Genomic DNA, 20,304 nt, shown 5'->3' with positions numbered 1-20,304 from the left:
GAGGAGTTCGTGGGCTATTCCTATATGAAGTTTGATAATCATATAGGAAGTGTGAGGCAGGTCAAGTTTTCCGGCGGCCCTGGCGCACAAAAAAGGAAGCCCGGCAGGTTGCCGGGCTTCCCTGTGATTGCTGGCCTGGAGTCACACGATGCGGGTCCGGGGCGGGCCGCCTTCCTCAAGGGGCTCGAGCTCCACTGTTCCCTCGAATGCCTGCGCGAAGCGGGTGAAGGAATTCCTGATGTGCTGTGCCATTGCAGCTTCTGCTTCCTCCGGCCGGCAGGCCTGGATGGCCTCCCGGACGGCCGAATGCTCTGCCATGGTGCTGGCCCCGTCAACGTCGGCCGGGTAGAGGCGGAAGGTGTGCAGGTGGCAGTGCGTCTGGGCAAAGGCATGCCGGACCACGGGGTTTCCGGCTGCGGCAAGGATGGTGTCGTGGAAGCGCGTGTCATGCGCAACGAGGTCCTGCCGCAGGTCGCCGCCGGCCTGGATGACACCCTGGAATGTGGCCAGTTCCTTTTCGAGGGTGCGGGCGGGGTTGGCGAGCCGGTCCACTGCTGCCGCGCGGGCGGCCCACGGCTCCACCAACAGCCGGAATTCAAACAGGGACCGCAGTTCATCCAGGCCCAGCAGGGGAGTGGTGCTGTAGCCGCGCCCCGGGGTATAGACCACCAGGTTGTCGCCTTCCAGCCGCTGGAGCACTTCCCGGACCGGTGTCTGGGATACACCCATGGTGCGGGAAACGGCGTCGATGTTGATTCGGGTGCCCGGTTCGATTTCCCCGTTGAGGATAGACGCGCGCATCGCGGAGTAGACGTCGGTGACGGCTGCTTTGATGCGGGAAGTCTCGGACGGTTGACGTGGTGGCACGCGTTTTACCTCTTTGCAGTGTGTTGCCGGAGTCGCTGTGGGAATCATAAGCCACCGGCCGGTTCCGGGAGCTCGGGCAAGTTTTTTGGACAGGGACTTGTCCTGGATCACTTTCTATATATGATTAACCACATTCCTATATGATCGTTCCCCCCAATAACCGCGCCCGGCCCTCTTTGCGCCGTGTCGCCCGAAGCCCATGTTTACGTCAAAGGAGACCGCATGACTGCTCTAGGCAGTAGGCTTGCCCCCAAAACTTCCCCCAAGGCTCCCCGCACCATGACCCGAAAACGCTGGATGATCATCTGGCTCGCCTTCATTGGCCTGAGCATCAATTACCTTGATCGCTCCAGCCTTAGTGTCGCGCTGCCGTTCATGGGCGAGGATTTCGAGCTCTCGGCAACCCAGCAGGGCCTGATCTTCGCGGCCTTCTTCTGGGCCTACGACTTCTGCCAGCTGGCTGCCGGCTGGTACGTCGACAAGGTGGGCCCGCGCAGGTCGTTCTCCCTTGCGGCCGTATGGTGGTCCATCTTCACCATGGTCACCGCCGCGGCTACGAACTTCTGGTCCCTTTTCGCCGCCCGGTTCCTGCTGGGCGTGGGCGAAAGCCCCGCCCCCAGCACGGCGGCCAAGGTGGTGGCCACCTGGTTTCCGGTCCGGGAGCGTGCGTTTGCCACGAGCATCTGGGATTCCGGATCCCGTGTGGGCGCGGTGATCGCCCTGCCGATCGTGACCCTGATTGTCGCCTTCACGTCATGGCACGCCGTGTTCATCATCATCGGCTTTGCCGGCATCATCTGGGCCGCCGTCTGGTGGAAGGTGTACCGCAGCCCCGAAGAGCACCCGACGGCGGACGCCGCCGAGGTTGCCTACATCCAGGAAGGCGGTGCACGCAGCGCCGCAAGCGATGACGAGGGTGCCGCGAAGCTTCCGTGGCGCTCGCTGTTCAAGTACCGGACCGTCCTGAGCATGATGTTCGGCTTCTTCTGCCTCAACAGCGCCATCTACTTCTTCATCACGTTCTTCCCGAGCTACCTGGTGAAGGAGCGCGGCTTCGACCTGCTCAAGCTGGGCTTCTTCGGCGCCATCCCCGGAATCTGCGCCGTGCTGTTCGGCTGGCTGGCGGGTTACGTTGCAGACCGCGCCGTCCAGCGCGGTGTCTCGGTGACCCGGGTCCGCAAGACCGCCATCGCTGGCGGCCTGACCGGCGGCTCGGTCATCATGTTCGCTGCGCTGGTACCGGAGGCCTGGATGGCGCTGGCCCTGCTGTCGGTGGCGTACTCCAGCCTGACGGTCGCAGCAACCGGCATCTGGTCGCTTCCGGCAGACGTCGCCCCCAGCTCACGCCACGTGGGCTCCATCGGCGGCCTCCAGAACTTCGCCTCCAACCTGGCCGGCATCTTCACCCCGATCCTGATCGGCGTCCTTGTGGACCAGACCGGCTCCTTCGTGGCGCCGCTTGCCGTCATCGGTGCCGTATCGCTGATCGGCGCCGCCAACTACCTGTTCGTGATGGGCAAGATCGAGCCCCTGAAGGTGGCTGAACCCGCAAAGGTCTAGCGGGAGGACCGCAAAACATAAGCGGACGACGGCGGGAGGTTCCCGCCGTCGTTCGCTTTGCATTCTCCGTCCGGAAACTACCAGGGACAACAGCGCGTGGGTTAGGCGGCCGGTTCCGCAAGGACAACCAAACCGTCGGCGACGAGCCTGCCGGCGTGGATGACGGTACGGTCCGTGCCGCGGTCCATGACGGTGCTGGTGACGGTTTCGCCGTCCACAATAACGATGTCTGCCATATCTCCAACAGCGAGGCCCGGCCGGTCATCCGGGCTGGTGAGGCGTTGAACCGTCCGGTCCATTATGGCGGCGCCGCCAATGGTGGCGATCGCCGCGCAGTGCTCAATCAGGCGGTCCTTGCGCAGCCGGTGGGTGAAGGCCAATTGCCAGGTGCGGTCCAGCATGTCGCAATTGCCGTATGGGCTCCAGTAGTCCCGTTGGCCATCCTCGCCAAGACCCACGCGGATCCCGGCCGCGGTCATCTGGACCAAGTCGAACTGGGTCCCGCCGCTTGCCGGTGCCACCGTTGCCCAGGCTACGTCCAGTTCGGCCATCTGCTCCATGAGGCGGGCAGTCACATCCGGGTGGACGTTAGCCAGATCGTAAGCGTGGGAAAGCGACACGCGTCCCTGCATGCCCAGCGCCCGGGTGCGTTCGAAGACAAGTTCGGCGCTGAAGACGCCAAGGTGCCCGGGTTCGTGAAGGTGAATATCGACGTCGGCCCCGTACTTCTCCGCCAGGCCGAACACGATGTCCAGATGGCGGGCGGGATCGCGGTCCAGTTGGCAGGGGTCGATGCCTCCGATGGTCGTGGCCCCCGCACGCAGTGCCTCCTCGAGCAGCGGGACAGTGCCTTCCTCCTGCAGGAGGCCGGCCTGGGGAAACGCCATGATCTCCACGTCTGCAGCATGGGCAAAGCGCTCCTTCGCGGCCATGACTGCCTCGAAGCGCTCAAGCTTGCAGTCCACATCGATCTGGGCATAGGAGCGGACGCGCGTGGTGCCGCGTGCAATCATCCGTTCCAGCGTCCCCGCCACCACATCGGGGTAGGGGATGGGGGTGTCGCGCCAGTTCTTCCGGTCATTGCACATCATGTTCCACACCCCCGGCGAACCGGTGTGCTCCCGGAACGGCAGCCCGATCCGGGTCGAGTCAAGGTGGACGTGCACATCCGTGAATGCAGGGAGGGCAATCCGGCCGCGCCCGTCCAGCTTCCGGCCGGAAGCGTCACCAGTTACGGCGCCGGTCCCCACCGCACGGATGGCCGCGATCCGCCCCGCGCTAATTTCCAGGTCTACGGCGTCCCCGCCCCACGGGCGGACATTGGTGATGAGCATGGTTGGATCCTTTGCAGTGCTGTCCCTGTTAAGGGTCTGTGGTGTTAACGGCGGGGGGAAGGCACCGGGCCCGGAAGCCCGCCGCCTTCCCCGCAGTATGGACTAGAAATGGAAGGCGACCTGCGCGATCACTGCGGCGGCAACGAAGCTCGCGGTGAAGGTCATCAGGGCGACGATGATGATCTTCCAGCTCAGTGAGCGGAGTGCCTTCACATCACGGCCCAGTGACATGCCGATCAGGGCGATCATTGGCAGGCCTGCGAAGAGGACGTTGATGTTCTGCGTGGTGGAGGCGATGAAGGGGCCGATGGGCAGGAACGTCGCGGACGCAATCGTTGCAAGGGCAAGGACCCAGATGCTGGACGGAACTGCCGGAACGAGTTTGGCGAGGACCAGGGCGATGGCAGTAAGGACCAGCAGGATGGTCACGCCGACCACATCCTGCGGTCGCATTGAACCCGTGCCCAGCGTGTTCAGCAGGATGCCTGCCACTCCCGTCGCGGCGAAGGCGGTGAGCCACGTCTTGGGGGAACGGAGAACAGAGGGGTCCGCTTCGATGCCGTTGACGTCCACGGTGTCAGTGACGGCCGGCTCGTCCGCTTCCACAGCGGCCGCGCCGGAGCGCGCGTGGGCGGGTTTGCTCCCGGCTGCGGAGCCAAGGAGAGCGCCGCCGCGGACACGGCGGCCCAGATCGTCCCGCCCGAAAATGCGGGACCACATCGTGTAAAGCTTCTGGCACATAGGCAGCGCGATGAAAACGCCGGCGTAGAAGCCGACGATGTTGGTCACCAGATTGGACAGGGCAGCAAGGGCCATGATCTCGCCCGCCATCTCCGGATACAGGATGGACAGGGCACCCACGCCGCCGAGCATCATGGAGGCGGACCCGAGTCCAAGACCCAGCGCGAGGGCCCGCGGGTCAAAGAAGTCCAGTCCACCCAGAAGGCCCGCCAACAGCGAGATGAACACGGCACCGAATACACTGCCCAAAACCCACACCGCGAATACGCCGCGGTACTCGGGGGAACGGACGCCAAAGCGCTGGATCGCGAAAGCAAGGTAGGACTCGCGGTCAATCGACCACGTGGCACCGATGGCTGTGCGGCCCAGGCCAAGCGCAACCGCGACCGGCAGTGCCAGGATCACTGTGCCCACCACGTGGCCCACCTCCTGCAGCAGGATCGCGGGACCGATGTTCGTGAACTTCGTCAAGGACGGCCCGATCTGCGTGCCGAGGCCCGCGAGGAAGAACACGATGGAGACATCCATGAGGTGGGTGGACACCGCACGGGCACGCCCGCCGATTGGTTTCCATCTCTGGACTCCCAGGAAGCCGCCGATGAGCACGGTCCACAGGATTGGCATCAGGACGATCGCGGCGGGGCCGAGGTGGAATTTGTGGGTTCCGATCATGATGGCCGCGGCACAAACGGCGGTGGAGAGCGCGATCATTGCGAACCACAGGGCGGGGCGGGCACGGAAAGTATGCGACGGTACCGCGTCCACTAGGACGGATGCGGTGCCGCCTGTGGTCTTCGCTTCATTGCGCATGACGCAGGCCTTTCGAGGGGGAACGGGGAGGAGCGAGCGATATACAGCCCAGGGTTCGGGAATGTCGCTCTGGTATACCAAAAGACTGTATACTCGTACCCAGTGAGAGGCAAGTCACATTTTTGTAGGCGCCCGGAACCCACGCCCGGCGCCCAGGTGCAAGGAGGCACGATGTACACGAAAATCTCCGCCCGGTACGTTCTGGGTTTTGATGGAAAACAGCACACCCTCATTGAGCACGGCGAAGTCGTGTTCGAAGGTGCTGTCATCCTCTTTGTCGGCCGCGGCTATGACGGTCCCGTGGATGAGGAACGCGACTACGGCAAGAGCCTGGTCATCCCCGGACTGATTGACCTGGATGCCCTCGCCGACATCGACCACCTCATCCTCGACTCGTGGCCTTCGCCTGAAGTTGCCGCCGGCCACTTGTGGTCCGAGAACTACTTTGCCAACAACCGCCGGGATGTGTTCAGTCCGGCTGAACGCGCCAAGGTGCGGGAGTTCGCGCTGGCGCAGCTGGCACTGCACGGCATTACCACCTACATGCCGATTGCCTCGGAGATCCACAGTTCCTGGGCCGAAGGGCTCGATGAACTGGTGGACATGGCGCGGACCAGCCGTCGGATCGGACTCCGGGGCTACCTCGGGCCGGCCTACCGGTCGGGGGTCCACGTCACCACTGCGGCGGGGGACCGCGAAGTCCACTTCGATGAGGCCCGCGGGGTTGCCGGGCTGCAGGACGCACGGGATTTCCTGGACTTCGCAGCTGACCTCGCGGACCCGCTTATCACCGGCGTCCTGCTCCCGTGCCGGATTGAGACCTTGTCCGAAAACCTCATGCGGGAGACTGCCCGGATTGCCCGTGAGCGGGACGCCCTCGTGCGGCTGCACTGTCTGCAATCTCCCCTGGAAGACGGGCTGTTGCTGCGCTCTGCCGGGCGCAGCGTGCTGGAACTTCTGGAATCCACGGGCCTTTTCGGCACCCGCCTCCTCATTCCTCACGGCGTGGTGATTGACGCCAGGAATCCTGCTGCGGCGGCCGCCGGAGGCCCGTTGGACCTGCTGGCCAGGCACGGCGTCAGCATTGTCCACTGCCCCTTGACGTCCTTCCGCTACCAGAAGCAGCTTGTGTCATTCGACCGTTTCCGCGAGGCCGGCGTCAATCTCTGCCTAGGCACCGATTCCTTCCCTCCGGACCTGATTCGGGGCATCGACGTGGGGATGCACCTGACCCGGCTGGTCGAGGAAAGGCCCGACGCAGGCGCCCTGGCTGACTATTTCGACGCCGCCACCCTCGGCGGGGCCGCGGCCCTTGGGCGGCCGGACCTGGGAAGGCTTGCGCCCGGTATGCAGGCGGACATTACGGTGGTCTCGCTGGCCAGCTTCGCAGATGGTGTCGTCGAGGACCCGCTGCGCACACTCGTGCTGAACGGCACGGCCCGCCAGGTGACCGATACCTTCGTGGCCGGGCGTGCCGTCGTCGTCGACGGCGCCCTGCCCGGCCTGGACCTCGAGTCCCTGCGGGCCGAGGGGCAGCAACTGTTCGACCGGATGCGGGCAGCCTATTCCGAGCGGGACAGCCGGCGCCGGGACCCTGATGAGCTGTTTCCGCCCACGTATCCGCCAGCGGACATCGTCGCTCCGGCAGGCGTTTCCTAACCTGGCTCCGGCAATTCGCATTCCCGCCCACCCTAGTCCTTGGTATACCAGTGGGGCTATTGTGAACGAAGTCGGGGCCACCAGTACGTAGGGGCGAAGTTCGACCGCCCCCGCCAATCGCTTGACATTGACCCATCCACGGACCCCGCGCTTCCGCCGCAGGGCTCATCCCTTTGGAGAAACCATGTGCCTGCACGACCACACCCCCGCCGCCCTCCCTTCGCCGGCCGTTCCGCGCCGCGGGATCCTCGCCGGAGCAGCCGCCCTCGCCGGGATCTCGGTGGCCAGCCTTGCCGCCCAGCTGGGAAATGCCCCGGCCGCGAAAGCGGAGGGCAACACGGCAGGCCCCGGCCGCCGTGGGTGTCCCGCTTCGCCGCCGCCGATGATCATCGAAGGCGGCACCATCGTGGATCCCCAGACCGGCGACGCTGTCTATGACGGCGTCCTGGTGCTGGAAGGAGGAAAGGTCAGTGCGGTCGGTACCCGGGAGGAAACGCGACGTGCAGTGGCCGCGCTTGCCGGGCGGGCACACGTGGTGGACGCCTCCGGCCGCTGGGTCCTTCCAGGACTCATCGACGTGCATGTCCATGCGAACGCGCTGTCGGATGCGCGCGCCATTCTGCAGGGCGGAGCAACCAGCGTCAGGAGCGGCTCGAGCAGCTTTTACCAGGACGTCGCCTTGGCCGCCCTGCCTGCCTGGGCCGCCGGAGCCTCGCCCCGGATGAGCCCTGCCGGGCTGTTCGTCTCACCCGAGCTGGGGGACTCGCTCCTCGCCGACCCTGACCTTGCACCCCTTGCCTCCCTGGCCGGCGGAGTCAGGGAAACGGGCGATCTCGCCTACCTCACGCGCGTGAACCTGAACCGCGGCGCGCAGGTGATTAAGACAAGGGCCAACCCCCGGGCAGGCCTGCCGGAGCAGGATCCCCGCGAGCTGGTCTACAACTACGATCAGCTCTCCGCCGTGGTCAAGGCGGCAGGCAAAGCGGGTGTGCTGTGCCATGCCTACAGTGCCGAAGGGATAGACGGCGCGGTCCGGGCAGGGGTGCGCAGCATCGAGCACGGAGTCTTCGTCACCGAAGAGACCATCTCCCGGATGGCCAGCCAAGGTACGTATTTCACTCCGACCATGGATGCCATCACCAGCATGGCGGGTTCGTCCAACCCAATCCTTGCTGCCCGGGGCAAGGAGTACACACCCATCATCAAAGCAGCCGTGAAAGCCGCCCATGATGCCGGTGTGACCGTCGTTGCGGGCACGGACTCCTTCGGATCCGACGTGACTCCGATCGGCACGGAAGTCCGCCTGCTGAGTGAGGCCGGGCTTTCACCCTTGGAAGCCCTGAGGGCCGCCACGGTCAATGCCGCCGCGCTGCTGGGCTGGGGTCAAAACGCCGGTCGGCTGGTGCGCGGTTCCTTCGCTGACGCCGTCATTGTGGACTCTGATCCCCTGTCCAGCGGCTCTGCCTTGGAAGGAATACGGGCCGTGGTGGCGCAGGGAGTCCTTGTCAGGAACAGCCTCTGAGCCTCTCACGCCGGGGTTTCCCAACCAACCCTGACCGCTCGAGCTAACGCGCCCTTCCACTCTGAAAGCGACCCCCATGACCCTGATCCTAAAAGCCTCCGAGCTCGAAACCCTCGCCGATATGCCCGGAACCATTGCCGCCGTCGAACGCGTCTTTGCCGGCCTGAGCCGAGGTACCGCTGTCCAGCCCGCACCGGATTCGCTCCTCCTGCCGTCTTCGGATGCCCGGTTCCTGCCGATGGCGGCGCTGTCCGGGCCGGAGGAGCTGGCATCCGTGAAACTACTGGCGGACATCCCGTCCAACGGCGGGGCCGGCCTGCCCTCGCAGCGGTCCACCATCATGCTCGTAAGCCAGCTGACCGGTGAAACACTGGCCATCCTGGACGGTAAAGTCCCCACCCGGGTCCGTACGGCCGCTGCCAGCGCGGTGGCGACCAAGCTGCTTGCCAGGCCCGGGAGTGCCACCTTGGGGTTGGTGGGGGCGGGGGCCCTGGCGGTGGCACATGTGGAAGCCATGCTGGCCGTCCTGCCGATAAAAAATGTCGTGGTGTGGTCCCGTTCCACTGAGACGGTCGCTGCGTTCTGTGACCGGATTTCCTCATACGGGCTGCACGTCACGCGCGCCGCCAGTGTGCAGGAAGTTGTTGAGGACTCGGACGTGCTGTGCACCCTCACGCCAGCAGTTGAGCCGCTGGTCAAGGGGGACTGGTTCCAGCCCGGACTGCACGTCAACGCCGTCGGATCCCGTCCGCGGCCTGATCACCGGGAGATTGACTCAGCGGGTATGGCGCGGGCGCGGGTCTTCGTGGACAGCCTGGCAACGGCCCAAGCGAAGTCGGGGGGATTGATCGTCCCTGTGGCTGAAGGCGTCATGGGCTTTGACGATGTGGAAGCCGAACTTGGTGACGTGGCGGCCGGGACAAAAGCAGGCCGTCTGGGGGATGAGGACATAACCTTGTTCAATTCGGTGGGTATCGGCCTGCAGGACCTTGCCATCGGGAGGCTCCTGTATGACGCTGCACTCAACCAGGGGGTCGGCACCCGCGTGGAGCTGAATAACTGAGGCAGCCCGGAAGCAGGGCACTGGAACCAGCAGGAGGCATCTTTGAGTACCCAGGCGGACGCACCCGCGTCTTCGGCTGATGCTACCCGTGCACGGATCCGGGAGTTGATCATCTCGGGTGACTTCGCGCCCGGTTCACGGCTCAGGGAACGCGAGCTGTCACAGGCTCTGGACGTTTCCCGGGTACCCGTCCGCGAAGCCCTCCAGCAGCTGGAAGCCGAAGGTTTCATTGACACCTCGCCACGGCGCGGGGCCACCGTCAAGCAGATCACCCTGAGGGACATCAATGAACTCTTTGATGTCCGGCTCAGCCTCGAAGTCCTCGCCGCGCGGCTCGCCGCCCAGGCCGCCGCCCGGGGAGAGTCCACAGCGCGCCTGCAGCACATGATGGACAAGGCCGAAGAAGCAACCCTGCGCCACGACCACACGGAGATCCCGCTCATCAACACGGCCCTGCACGCGGAGATCGTCTCGATGGGAGGCAACTCGCTGCTGGAGTACTCCATGAAGCCGCTCCTCGGCAGGATGCAGTGGCTCTTCACCCTGACTGGGCACCGTGATCCCCAGGTCCAGTGCGCGGAGCACCTGAGCCTATGCCGGGCCATCTATGACGGCAAGGCCGAACTTGCGGCAGCGCTGGCGTTCGCCCATGTGGAGCTGGGCCGGGAACCATCACTGCAGGGGCTGGCCGGGCAACTGCCTGAAAACTGACCCGGCCGGAAGTTCAAGGTTCGACGGCGGGGCTACCGCGGACTTTTGTCGATGACGCAGAACCTGTTGCCGTCGGGGTCGGCGAGGACCACGAAATCGGGGTCCTCCGGATACAGGTCCCAGTCGACGTGCTGGGCGCCCAGTGAAACCAGACGTTCCACCTCGGCGTCCTGATCGTCCGCATACAGGTCCAGGTGAATGCGGGGGTGCTCCTGGACCGGCGTTTCGCTCAGCATGAGTGCAAGCTGCGCTCCGGGGCCTGATCCCGGCACCAGGATTACCCACGTTTCGTCCCCTGGCTCCTGCGGGACGTAGCCGAGGGCGGCGTGCCAGAAGGCGGTGGCGCGGGCCAGGTCGTTGACGCCGAGGACGGTGCTGCCGATGCTCAACATCCGCCCAGCCTAAATGCAGCCGAGGGCCCGGACTAGACTGTCAATATGTCGGAATTTTCCGACACATATACTGGTGCCGTGCTTCCTGATGTCTTCGGTGCTGTCTCCAACCCCGCACGGCGCGTCATCCTCGACGAGCTCCGCCATGGTCCCAGGACGGCGGGGGAGCTCACCGGGATGTTTGAGCTCAGCCGCTCGGCAGCGTCTGAACACCTGGCCGTGCTCCGCGAGGCAGGGCTGGTCCGGGAAGAACGGCACGGCCGCCACCGGCTGTACCACCTTCAGCCTTCGGCGCTTGCCGAGATCGGCGGCTGGGTGAAGCACTTCGAGCACTATTGGAACCGGCGCCTCGACGCGCTGGCAGAACTTCTGGACGAGGAGAAACCGTCATGACCGAGAACGCCATCCGGCTCGAACGCCGCTTCGCGCACCCCGCGGACTCTGTGTGGGCCGCCCTGACCACACCCGAGCTGCTGGCCAGGTGGTGGGCGCCGGGCGACATCGCGCCGGTCGCCGGCCACCGCTTCACCTTGGACATGGGCTCCTGGGGCCAGCAGCAGTGCGAAGTCCTCACCGTAAACCCCGGCAAATCCATCACATTCCTCTTCTCGGAGGGCGTCCTGGACACCACCATCACATGGCGGCTTGAGCCGGTGGACGGCGGCACGGTCCTCCACCACGAACACGCCGGTTTCCGCCTGGACACCCCCATGGGCAGGCAGGCCTTTGAGGGCATGGGCAGCGGCTGGCCCGGCCTGCTGGCGCAGATCGACGGAGTCCTCGCCGGCGTCTCCAGACGCTGAAGGAGGCGCACGACGGCGGGCGCGTCCCGCCGTCGTGCGTCCTCCTTGAAGGGGCACGGATTTTGCATCCCGCCCCGAAAACCTGTATGGTGTGAGCCGTGTCACCGACCAGTGGCACGTGCTTATGATCTGCGGCGGGAGAGTCCTGCCGGTACGTTCTGCAGGCGCCGTAGGAGCAAATCCTCCCCAGGAATCTCTCAGGCCCACGTACCGCCGCGGCAAGGCAACTCTGGAAAGCAGTCCGGGCAACCGGGCTCACCGACGGTGCAAGTGGCGCCCCGCTGAACGGCAGGGCAACGCAAAACTCTCAGGTCCAATACAGAGCGGGGAGGAACCCGAATCGAAGTGGCACCGTTTGCCACCTGAATTATGGAGTTCCTCTCATGACGGTTCACTCGTCCCCAACCACCTTCGCAGACCGCCATATCGGCGCGCGCCGCCAGTCCGACATCGACACCATGCTCAAGGCCGTCGGCTACGACACCCTTGATGGCCTGGTGGACAGCGCGGTTCCGGATTCCATCCGCCAGGACAAGCCGCTCACCCTTGAGGGCGCCCTCAGCGAAGTCCAGGTCCTCGCCGAGCTCCGCAAGCTGGCCGGCAAGAACAAGATGGCCGTGCAGATGATCGGCCAGGGCTACTACAGCGCCGTGACCCCGCCGGTGATCCGCCGCAACATCCTTGAAGCCCCCGCCTGGTACACCGCCTACACCCCGTACCAGCCCGAGATTTCGCAGGGCCGGCTCGAGGCGCTGCTGAACTTCCAGACCATGGTCCAGGACCTCACCGCGCTCCCGGTGGCCAACGCCTCCCTCCTCGACGAAGCCACCGCCGTCGCCGAAGCCGTGCTGCTGATGCGCCGCGCCAACAAGTCCAAGACTGCGAAGGACGGCAAAACCGTCCTGGACGCCGACCTCCTGCCGCAGACCATCGCCATTGTGCTGGGCCGCGCCGAGGCCCTCGGCTTCGAGGTGGAAATCGCCGACCTCACGAACGGCCTGCCCGAGGGCGACATCAACGGCGTCGTCCTCCAGCAGCCCGGCGTCTCCGGCCGCGTCTGGGACCAGTCCGCCGTCATCGCCGAAGCCAAGGAGCGCGGCGCGCTGGTCACCGTCGCTGCCGACCTCCTGGCACTCACCCTCATCACCCCGCCGGGCGAGCAGGGCGCGGACATCGCCGTCGGCTCCACCCAGCGCTTTGGCGTGCCGTTGTTCTTTGGCGGACCGCACGCCGCCTACATGGCCGTCCGCGACGGCATGGAACGCACCCTCCCCGGCCGCATCGTGGGCGTCTCCAAGGACAACGCCGGCGTCCCGGCCTACCGCCTTGCTCTGCAGACCCGCGAGCAGCACATCCGCCGCGAGAAGGCCACGTCCAACATCTGCACAGCCCAGGCGCTGCTGGCCATCGTCTCGTCCTTCTACGCCGTCTACCACGGCCCCGACGGCCTGAAGGCGATCGCCGAAACCGTCCACAACAACGCCCGCGCCCTAGCCGCCACGCTGAAGACCGCCGGCCGCGAACTGGTGTCCGACACCTTCTTCGACACCCTCACGGTCAGTGTTCCCGGCAAGTCCGCCAAGGTGATCACCGCCGCCGAAGCCCGCGGCATCAACCTGCGCCTCATCGACGCGGACACCGTTGGCGTGTCCGTTGATGAAACCACGACGCCGGAGGTCCTCGCCGCGGTTGCCGTCGCCTTTGGCGCCGGTCCGGTTGTGTCCGGTGAGGGCTTCGAGCTGCCCGAATCGGTGCTGCGCATCTCCAGCTACCTGCAGCACCCGGTGTTCAACACGCACCGTTCCGAGACCCAGCTGCTGCGCTACATCCGCCGCCTCTCCGACCGGGACTTGGCACTGGACCGCACCATGATCCCGCTGGGCTCCTGCACCATGAAGCTCAACGCCACCGCCGAGATGGAGGCCATTTCCTGGCCGGAGTTCGCGTCCATCCACCCGTTCGCCCCGGACTCCCAGACTGCCGGCTGGCGTGAACTGATTGCGGGCCTGGAAGCCGACCTTGCCGAAATCACGGGCTACGACCAGGTGTCCATCCAGCCCAACGCCGGCTCCCAGGGCGAACTCGCCGGCCTGCTGGCGATCCGCGGCTACCACCACTCCCGCGGGGACCAGCAGCGCAACGTCTGCCTCATTCCCGCCTCTGCGCACGGCACGAACGCCGCATCCGCCGTCCTGGCCGGCATGAAGGTTGTGGTGGTTGCCACCGCTGCAGACGGCACCATCGACCATGCCGACCTTGCGGCCAAGATCGAGGTCCACAAGGATGTCCTCTCCGCCATCATGATCACGTACCCGTCCACGCACGGCGTGTACGACTCCGATGTCCGCGAGGTGTGCGATGCGATCCACGCCGCCGGCGGCCAGGTGTACGTTGACGGCGCCAATCTCAACGCACTTGTCGGGCTCGCCCAGCCGGGCAAGTTCGGCGGCGACGTCTCGCACCTGAACCTGCACAAGACCTTCTGCATCCCGCACGGCGGCGGCGGACCCGGCGTCGGACCGGTTGCCGCCAAGGCCCACCTGGCACCGTTCATGCCGGGGGATGCCAACAAAGCTGCCCATGAGGCCGGCCACGGCGTCGCAATTTCCGCTTCACGTTTCGGCTCCGCGGGCGTGCTGCCCATTTCCTGGGCCTACGTGAAGCTGATGGGCGGCCAGGGCCTGACCGAGGCCACAAAGTCCGCACTTCTGGCGGCCAACTACGTTGCCGCCCGCCTGGACGAGCACTTCCCGGTGCTCTACACCGGCGAAAGCGGCCTGGTGGCGCACGAGTGCATCCTGGACCTGCGCGAACTGACCGCCCGCACGGGCGTCACGGCCGAGGACGTGGCCAAGCGGCTCATCGATTTCGGTTTCCACGCCCCCACGCTGTCCTTCCCGGTGGCGGGCACCCTGATGGTGGAGCCCACCGAGTCCGAAGACCTCGCGGAGATCGACCGCTTCATCGAAGCCATGATCACCATCCGCAAGGAAATCGACCAGGTGGCCGCCGGCGACTTCACCGTTGAGAAGTCCCCGCTGCGCAACGCACCCCACACGGCCGCCGCCGTCGTCTCCTCTGACTGGGACCGGACGTACCCGCGCGAGCAGGCCGCCTTCCCGGTGGCATCGCTCCGGCAGGACAAGTACTTCCCGCCCGTGGGCCGCATCGACGGCGCGGCAGGGGACCGCAACCTGGTCTGCTCCTGCCCTCCTCTTTCCGAGTTTGAAAACTAAGGATTCCCTGATGACTGAGAACTACACCGCGCTGTATGAGCAGCACAAGATTGCCGGCGCCTCCTTCACCGACTTCGGCGGCTGGCAGATGCCCCTGAAGTACAACTCCGAACTGGCCGAACACCACGCCGTCCGTAACGCCGCCGGCCTGTTCGACCTCTCCCACATGGGCGAAGTGTGGGTTACCGGCCCGGACGCCGCAGCCTTCCTGGACTACGCCCTGGCCGGCAAGCTGTCCGCGGTTGCCGTGGGCAAGGCCAAGTACTCGCTGATCTGCCAGGAAGACGGCGGCATCATCGACGATCTCATCTCCTACCGGCGGAGTGAAGAAAAGTACCTGGTGGTCCCCAACGCCGGCAACGCTGCGGTGGTTGCCGCAGCGCTGGCCGAGCGGGCTGCCGGCTTCGACGTCACCGTAAACGACGTTTCCGCCGAGACCTCCCTGATCGCGGTGCAGGGACCGAACGCGGAGGCCATCCTGCTGACGCTCGTTCCTGCGGATCAGCACTCCCTGGTGACGGAGCTGAAGTATTACGCGGCCGTTGAGGTAGAGATCAACGGACAGGAGCTGCTGCTGGCCCGGACCGGGTACACCGGCGAGGACGGCTTCGAGATCTACATTCCCAACGAGGACGCGGCAGGCCTGTGGGACGCGCTGCTGGAAGTTGGCGCCGGCCACGGGCTCATCCCGGCCGGCCTCGCCTGCCGCGACTCGCTGCGACTCGAAGCCGGCATGCCCCTGTACGGCAACGAGCTCTCCCGCGACGGGAACCCCTACGCCGCAGGCCTGGGCCCGGTGGTTTCGCTGGCCAAGGAGTCGGACTTCGTGGGCAAGGCCGTGCTCGCCGAACTCAAAGCACTCGGCGCAGGCTCCACGTCCGGCCGCAAGCTCGTGGGCCTCAAGGGCCTGGGCCGCCGCGCCGGCCGCAGCCACTACCCGGTCCTCAAGGACGGCAACGTCGTGGGCGAAGTGACCTCCGGCCAGCCGAGCCCCACCCTTGGTTACCCGATCGCCATGGCCTACGTCGACGTCGAACACTCAGAACCCGGCACCGCCCTGGACATCGACCTCCGCGGCAAGCCAGAGCCCTTCGTAGTAGTAGCACTCCCGTTCTACAAGCGCCAGAAGTAACGTCCGCCCCGGCGGGGCTGACATCCGCCGGCCCTCGACGCTCTCTCACTTAATGCTGGTTTTGGGCCGACGCTCTCTCACTTGATGCGGGATCTGGGCCAACGCTCCCTCACTTTCTCAAACACGAACCTAAGGAAAAAACATGGCAAAAGTTGTTGCTGAACTGAAGTACTCCGCCGAGCACGAATGGGTTGCCGCGGACGGATCCGGACCCGCCAACATTGGCATTTCCGCTGTTGCTGCCGAAGCCCTTGGCGACATCGTGTACGTGGACCTGCCCGAGGTTGGCTCCACGGTCACCGCGGGCGAGACCTGCGGCGAGGTTGAATCCACCAAGTCCGTCTCCGACCTTTACGCCCCGGTCACCGGCGAGGTTGTGGAGATCAACGACGAAGTGGTCTCCGACCCCGCCCTGATCAACAACGATCCCTACGGCGCAGGCTGGCTGTTCAAAGTTGCCGTCACCGAAGAAGGCCCGCTGATGTCCGCTGAGGAGTACGCGGCAGCCAACGGCGGCGAACTGTGAACCCGGCCGCAAACACAGCAGTGACTGACTTCGAGCAGGTCATCTCCCCGTCCCTGGACGCGGACCTGTCCGCTCTGGACCCGGAGATCGCCGCGAAGATCGACGACGAACTCACCCGCCAGCGCGACGGTCTGGAAATGATCGCCTCGGAGAACCACACCGCCGTCGCCGTGATGCAGGCGCAGGGCTCGGTGCTGACGAACAAGTACGCGGAGGGCTACCCGGGCAAGCGCTACTACGGCGGCTGCGAGCACGTGGACGTCATCGAACAGCTTGCCATCGACCGGATCAAGGCGCTGTTCGGCGCGGGGTTCGCCAACGTGCAGCCGCACTCCGGCGCCCAGGCCAACGCATCGGTGATGCACGCGCTGATCAAGCCGGGCGACACCATCATGGGCCTGAACCTGGCCCACGGCGGCCACCTCACCCACGGCATGAAGATCAACTTTTCCGGCAAGCTCTACAACGTGGTCCCGTACGGCGTCCGCGAGGACACCCACACCGTGGACATGGCCGAGGTGGAGCGCCTGGCCCAGGAAACCAAGCCTGCGCTGATCGTGGCCGGCTGGTCCGCCTACGCCCGGCAGCTGGACTTCGCCGAGTTCCGCCGGATCGCCGATTCCGTGGGCGCGTACCTGATGGTGGATATGGCCCACTTCGCCGGGCTCGTGGCCGCCGGGCTGCACCCGTCGCCGGTCCCGCACGCGCATGTCACCACGTCCACCACGCACAAGACCCTCGCCGGTCCGCGCGGCGGCATTATCCTGACGAACGACGCCGACATCGCCAAGAAGATCAACTCGGCTGTGTTCCCCGGACAGCAGGGCGGCCCGCTGGAGCACGTGATCGCGGGCAAGGCCGTGGCCTTCAAGATCGCCGCGTCCGCCGAGTTCAAGGAGCGCCAGGAACGCGTCCTGGCCGGCGCGAGGATCCTTGCCGAGCGCCTCGTCCAGCCGGACGTCACCGCGAAGGGCATCAGCGTGGTCTCCGGCGGCACGGACGTGCACCTGGTCCTCGTTGACCTGCGCAACTGCGATCTCGACGGCCAGCAGGCCGAGGACCGGCTCGCGGAAATCGACATCACCGTCAACCGCAACGCCGTCCCGTTCGACCCGCGCCCGCCAATGGTCACGTCCGGCCTCCGCATCGGCACGCCTGCGCTGGCCACTCGCGGCTTCGGCGAGGACGCCTTCCGCGAGGTTGCGGACATCATCGCCGAGGCATTGATGGCCGACGCCGGCACGGACCTTTCCGGGCTGCGTCACCGTGTCGAAGTACTCGCCAAAGCTCACCCGCTCTACCCGGGCGTCGCACCCCTGTCCTGACCTGGTCACCTCCTTGGATCCGGGCACGTTCGTTTTAGTTAGGAAAACCCGTCATGGCCGTTGGTGTCTTTGATCTTTTTTCGATTGGGATCGGTCCTTCGAGTTCCCATACTGTGGGGCCGATGCGGGCTGCTGCTGTGTTTGCGGAGGAGTTGAAGGCTTCCGGCAGGCTTGCGGGGGTGGCGTCGTTGCGGGTGGATTTGTATGGTTCGTTGGCGGCGACGGGTCATGGGCATGGGACGATGACTGCGATCCTGCTGGGGTTGGAGGGGTTCCATCCGGAGCTGATCCTGCCCGATGAGGTGGAGGAGCGGCTGGCGGCGATCGCGGAGACGGGTTTGCTGCACCTGGCCGGTTCCGTACCCCTGCCGTACGGGGTGAAGGATATGGTGTTGCGGCCGCTGACGGTCCTTCCGCGGCACACGAACGGGATGACGTTCACGGTGTCTGACGCCGAAGGGCAGGTGCTGCATGCGGCGACGTTTTTCTCGGTGGGTGGCGGGTTCATTGTCCGTGAGGGTGAGGAGGACGCGGCCCAGCAGGAGCTCGAGGAGTCCAAGAAGGAGCTGCCGCTGCCGTTCCGGACTGCCGCGGAGCTGCTGGAGCACTGCCGGGACACGGGGTTGGGCATCAGTGATGTGATGCGGGTGAACGAGGAGGACAGCCGCGCCCCGGATCAGATCCGGGCGGGCCTGCTGCACATCTATTCGGTGATGGAAGGGTGCGTGGCCGCGTCGCTGAAGCGTGAGGGGGTGCTGCCGGGCGGGTTGAAGGTCCGCCGCCGCGCCCCGGACTGGTATGACCGGCTGCGGAAGGAAAGCTCCCGGCCGGCCGGAGCCCAGGACGAAGGCCAGGACGCGGAGTTCCATGACCCGAAGTATTGGCAGGAGTGGGTTAACTTGATCGCCCTGGCCGTGAATGAGGAGAACGCTTCCGGCGGCCGGGTGGTGACCGCGCCGACGAACGGGGCGGCCGGGATCATCCCGGCGGTGCTGTATTACGCCCTGCATTTCGCGCCGGGGATGGAGAACGCGTCCCGGGAGGACCGGGAGGATGTGGTGGTGAAGTTCCTGCTCGCCGCCGGCGCGGTGGGGGTGCTGTACAAGGAGCAGGCCTCGATCTCGGGTGCGGAGGTGGGGTGCCAGGGCGAGGTGGGGTCGGCGTCGTCGATGGCCGCGGCGGGCCTGGCTGAGGTGATGGGCGGGACCCCGGCGCAGGTGGAGAACGCGGCGGAGATCGCGATGGAGCACAACCTGGGCCTGACGTGTGATCCGATCGGGGGCCTGGTGCAGGTGCCGTGCATCGAGCGGAACGCGATCGCGGCGGCGAAAGCGATCAACGCGGCGAAGATGGCGCTCTGGGGCGACGGCTCCCACCGGGTCTCCCTGGACGAGGTCATCATCACGATGCGGGAGACCGGCAAGGACATGAGCTCCAAATACAAGGAAACGGCCATGGGCGGCCTCGCCGTCAACGTCGTCGAATGCTAGTCGAATGCAAAGGGAAGAACACTAATGACATTGGCACCTGAAGGCCGGAAGCTTTTGCGCGTGGAGCAGCGTAACTCCGCTGTCCCGGTGGAGCGGAAGCCGGAGTGGATCAAGGCGAAGGTCCAGATGGGGCCGGAGTTCGTCCAGCTCAAGAACCTGGTGAAGAAAGAGGGCCTGCACACGGTGTGTGAGGAGGCCGGCTGCCCCAACATTTTTGAGTGCTGGGAGGACAAGGAAGCCACGTTCCTGATCGGCGGGTCCGAGTGCACCCGGCGGTGTGACTTCTGCCAGATCGATACCGGCAAGCCGTCCCCGGTGGACATGTTCGAACCCACCAAGGTGGCCCGCTCCGTGCAGGCCATGCAGCTCCGGTACGCCACCGTCACCGGGGTGGCCCGCGACGACCTCGCCGACGAGGGCGTGTGGCTCTACGCCGAGACGGTCCGGAAGATCCATGAACTGAACCCCGGCACCGGCGTCGAACTTTTGATCCCGGACTTCTCCGGCAAACCCGAACACATCAAGGCGATCTGCGACTCCGCCCCCGAGGTGTTCGCCCACAACGTGGAGACCGTGCCCCGGATTTTCAAGCGGATCCGGCCCGCGTTCCGCTACGAGCGGTCCCTGGACGTGATCACGCAGGGCCGGAACCTGGGCATGGTGACCAAGTCCAACCTGATTCTGGGCATGGGCGAAACCCGCGAGGAGATCTCCGAAGCCCTGCGGGACCTGCACGGGGCCGGCTGTGACCTGATCACCATCACCCAGTACCTCCGCCCGTCCGAACGGCACCTGCCGGTGGACCGCTGGGTCAAGCCGCAGGAATTCGTGGACCTCCAGGACGAGGCCACCGAAATCGGGTTCCTGGGCGTCATGTCCGGCCCGCTGGTCCGCTCCTCCTACCGCGCCGGCCGGCTCTGGGCCACCGCAATGCGCAAAAAAGGCCGCGACATCCCCGCCGAACTCGCCCACATCGCCGACGGCATCCAGGACTCCGGCACCACCCGCCAGGAAGCCAGCACCCTGCTCGCCGCCGGCTAAACCACAACGCGGGGTCACATCCGACCCAAAAATCCGCCAACATCGGGCCGGGAGTGACCCCGCGTTGCAGTCCCCAATTGATGTCCGAGAAA

At 65.8% G+C, this 20,304-nt stretch carries 17 protein-coding genes and 2 riboswitches; of the genes, 13 read left to right on the top strand and 4 right to left on the bottom strand.

Annotation, left to right across the window (positions count from 1 at the left end; genetic code table 11):
- Positions 1 to 141: 141 nt before the first annotated feature.
- Positions 142 to 867: a GntR family transcriptional regulator gene (locus C3B78_RS17155; protein WP_234005448.1), complete on the bottom strand. Its 726-nt coding sequence runs from the start codon at positions 865 to 867 to the stop codon at positions 142 to 144.
- Between the two features lie 222 nt (positions 868 to 1,089).
- Here C3B78_RS17155 and C3B78_RS17150 point away from each other — a divergent pair, with 222 nt between their 5' ends.
- A complete protein-coding gene (locus C3B78_RS17150) occupies positions 1,090 to 2,427 on the top strand; it encodes an MFS transporter (RefSeq protein ID WP_104999128.1) in 1,338 nt (445 codons plus the stop codon).
- A 101-nt stretch (positions 2,428 to 2,528) separates the two neighbouring features.
- Here C3B78_RS17150 and C3B78_RS17145 read toward each other — a convergent pair whose 3' ends face one another.
- The gene (locus tag C3B78_RS17145; protein WP_104999127.1) at positions 2,529 to 3,761 is read right to left on the bottom strand and encodes an amidohydrolase family protein; all 1,233 of its coding nucleotides are present in this window, start codon (positions 3,759 to 3,761) and stop codon (positions 2,529 to 2,531) included.
- A gap of 102 nt (positions 3,762 to 3,863) precedes the next feature.
- The gene (locus C3B78_RS17140; protein WP_234005447.1) at positions 3,864 to 5,312 is read right to left on the bottom strand and encodes a DUF3100 domain-containing protein; all 1,449 of its coding nucleotides are present in this window, start codon (positions 5,310 to 5,312) and stop codon (positions 3,864 to 3,866) included.
- Between the two features lie 171 nt (positions 5,313 to 5,483).
- Here C3B78_RS17140 and C3B78_RS17135 point away from each other — a divergent pair, with 171 nt between their 5' ends.
- The 4 genes from C3B78_RS17135 to C3B78_RS17120 all read left to right on the top strand — a co-directional run bounded on the left by C3B78_RS17135 (position 5,484) and on the right by C3B78_RS17120 (position 10,267).
- Positions 5,484 to 6,971, top strand: coding sequence for a chlorohydrolase family protein (locus C3B78_RS17135; protein WP_104999126.1), 1,488 nt, complete (start codon positions 5,484 to 5,486; stop codon positions 6,969 to 6,971).
- Positions 6,972 to 7,155: 184 nt separating this feature from the next.
- Positions 7,156 to 8,493, top strand: coding sequence for an amidohydrolase family protein (locus tag C3B78_RS17130; RefSeq protein ID WP_104999125.1), 1,338 nt, complete (start codon positions 7,156 to 7,158; stop codon positions 8,491 to 8,493).
- Between the two features lie 76 nt (positions 8,494 to 8,569).
- The gene (locus C3B78_RS17125; RefSeq protein WP_104999124.1) at positions 8,570 to 9,556 is read left to right on the top strand and encodes an ornithine cyclodeaminase family protein; all 987 of its coding nucleotides are present in this window, start codon (positions 8,570 to 8,572) and stop codon (positions 9,554 to 9,556) included.
- Positions 9,557 to 9,598: 42 nt separating this feature from the next.
- Positions 9,599 to 10,267, top strand: coding sequence for a GntR family transcriptional regulator (locus tag C3B78_RS17120; protein WP_104999123.1), 669 nt, complete (start codon positions 9,599 to 9,601; stop codon positions 10,265 to 10,267).
- A gap of 32 nt (positions 10,268 to 10,299) precedes the next feature.
- Here C3B78_RS17120 and C3B78_RS17115 read toward each other — a convergent pair whose 3' ends face one another.
- Complete coding sequence (locus tag C3B78_RS17115) at positions 10,300 to 10,659, bottom strand: VOC family protein (RefSeq protein ID WP_104999122.1); 360 nt, start codon at positions 10,657 to 10,659, stop codon at positions 10,300 to 10,302.
- A 45-nt stretch (positions 10,660 to 10,704) separates the two neighbouring features.
- On the opposite strand from C3B78_RS17115, the gene C3B78_RS17110 reads away from it, so the two are divergent.
- The 8 genes from C3B78_RS17110 to lipA all read left to right on the top strand — a co-directional run bounded on the left by C3B78_RS17110 (position 10,705) and on the right by lipA (position 20,212).
- Complete coding sequence (locus tag C3B78_RS17110; RefSeq protein ID WP_104999121.1) at positions 10,705 to 11,052, top strand: ArsR/SmtB family transcription factor; 348 nt, start codon at positions 10,705 to 10,707, stop codon at positions 11,050 to 11,052.
- Positions 11,049 to 11,462 (top strand): SRPBCC family protein, encoded by a 414-nt coding sequence (locus tag C3B78_RS17105; protein WP_104999120.1) that lies wholly within the window; start codon positions 11,049 to 11,051, stop codon positions 11,460 to 11,462. The genes C3B78_RS17110 and C3B78_RS17105 overlap by 4 nt, the downstream gene beginning before the upstream one ends.
- Before the next feature lie 125 nt (positions 11,463 to 11,587).
- A riboswitch (glycine riboswitch) is annotated at positions 11,588 to 11,685 on the top strand.
- Between the two features lies 1 nt (position 11,686).
- Positions 11,687 to 11,794: riboswitch (glycine riboswitch) on the top strand.
- Between the two features lie 51 nt (positions 11,795 to 11,845).
- Complete coding sequence (gene gcvP, locus C3B78_RS17100; protein WP_104999119.1) at positions 11,846 to 14,698, top strand: aminomethyl-transferring glycine dehydrogenase; 2,853 nt, start codon at positions 11,846 to 11,848, stop codon at positions 14,696 to 14,698.
- 10 nt (positions 14,699 to 14,708) lie between these two features.
- Positions 14,709 to 15,830, top strand: a complete 1,122-nt coding sequence (gcvT, locus tag C3B78_RS17095; RefSeq protein ID WP_104999118.1) for a glycine cleavage system aminomethyltransferase GcvT — start codon at positions 14,709 to 14,711, stop codon at positions 15,828 to 15,830.
- A 142-nt stretch (positions 15,831 to 15,972) separates the two neighbouring features.
- Positions 15,973 to 16,356 carry a glycine cleavage system protein GcvH gene (gene gcvH, locus C3B78_RS17090; RefSeq protein ID WP_104999117.1) on the top strand — a complete coding sequence of 128 codons (384 nt, stop codon included), beginning with the start codon at positions 15,973 to 15,975 and terminating at the stop codon, positions 16,354 to 16,356.
- Between the two features lie 20 nt (positions 16,357 to 16,376).
- Positions 16,377 to 17,681, top strand: a complete 1,305-nt coding sequence (glyA, locus tag C3B78_RS17085) for a serine hydroxymethyltransferase (RefSeq protein ID WP_324778229.1) — start codon at positions 16,377 to 16,379, stop codon at positions 17,679 to 17,681.
- Positions 17,682 to 17,734: 53 nt separating this feature from the next.
- Entirely contained in the window at positions 17,735 to 19,171 is a 1,437-nt protein-coding gene (locus tag C3B78_RS17080; protein ID WP_104999115.1) for an L-serine ammonia-lyase, read from the top strand.
- Between the two features lie 24 nt (positions 19,172 to 19,195).
- Positions 19,196 to 20,212 (top strand): lipoyl synthase, encoded by a 1,017-nt coding sequence (lipA, locus tag C3B78_RS17075; RefSeq protein ID WP_104999114.1) that lies wholly within the window; start codon positions 19,196 to 19,198, stop codon positions 20,210 to 20,212.
- The last annotated feature ends 92 nt before the right edge of the window (positions 20,213 to 20,304 follow it).

Source organism: Arthrobacter sp. PGP41, from assembly GCF_002953935.1.
In the GTDB taxonomy this organism is placed as follows: domain Bacteria; phylum Actinomycetota; class Actinomycetes; order Actinomycetales; family Micrococcaceae; genus Arthrobacter.
The sequence above is the reverse complement of the archived record's forward strand: the minus strand, read 5'-3'. Positions and strand labels throughout refer to the sequence as shown.

Excerpts from the sequence above, each read along its gene's own strand:
- C3B78_RS17125 (WP_104999124.1), top strand. The coding sequence starts at position 8,570 with ATGACCCTGATCCTAAAAGCCTCCGAGCTCGAAACCCTCGCCGATATG.
- gcvH (WP_104999117.1), top strand. The coding sequence starts at position 15,973 with ATGGCAAAAGTTGTTGCTGAACTGAAGTACTCCGCCGAGCACGAATGG.
- C3B78_RS17105 (WP_104999120.1), top strand. The coding sequence starts at position 11,049 with ATGACCGAGAACGCCATCCGGCTCGAACGCCGCTTCGCGCACCCCGCG.
- C3B78_RS17150 (WP_104999128.1), top strand. The coding sequence starts at position 1,090 with ATGACTGCTCTAGGCAGTAGGCTTGCCCCCAAAACTTCCCCCAAGGCT.
- C3B78_RS17080 (WP_104999115.1), top strand. The coding sequence starts at position 17,735 with ATGGCCGTTGGTGTCTTTGATCTTTTTTCGATTGGGATCGGTCCTTCG.
- gcvP (WP_104999119.1), top strand. The coding sequence starts at position 11,846 with ATGACGGTTCACTCGTCCCCAACCACCTTCGCAGACCGCCATATCGGC.
- C3B78_RS17110 (WP_104999121.1), top strand. The coding sequence starts at position 10,705 with ATGTCGGAATTTTCCGACACATATACTGGTGCCGTGCTTCCTGATGTC.
- C3B78_RS17135 (WP_104999126.1), top strand. The coding sequence starts at position 5,484 with ATGTACACGAAAATCTCCGCCCGGTACGTTCTGGGTTTTGATGGAAAA.
- C3B78_RS17115 (WP_104999122.1), bottom strand. The coding sequence starts at position 10,659 with ATGTTGAGCATCGGCAGCACCGTCCTCGGCGTCAACGACCTGGCCCGC.
- C3B78_RS17140 (WP_234005447.1), bottom strand. The coding sequence starts at position 5,312 with ATGCGCAATGAAGCGAAGACCACAGGCGGCACCGCATCCGTCCTAGTG.
- lipA (WP_104999114.1), top strand. The coding sequence starts at position 19,196 with ATGACATTGGCACCTGAAGGCCGGAAGCTTTTGCGCGTGGAGCAGCGT.
- C3B78_RS17130 (WP_104999125.1), top strand. The coding sequence starts at position 7,156 with ATGTGCCTGCACGACCACACCCCCGCCGCCCTCCCTTCGCCGGCCGTT.
- gcvT (WP_104999118.1), top strand. The coding sequence starts at position 14,709 with ATGACTGAGAACTACACCGCGCTGTATGAGCAGCACAAGATTGCCGGC.
- C3B78_RS17145 (WP_104999127.1), bottom strand. The coding sequence starts at position 3,761 with ATGCTCATCACCAATGTCCGCCCGTGGGGCGGGGACGCCGTAGACCTG.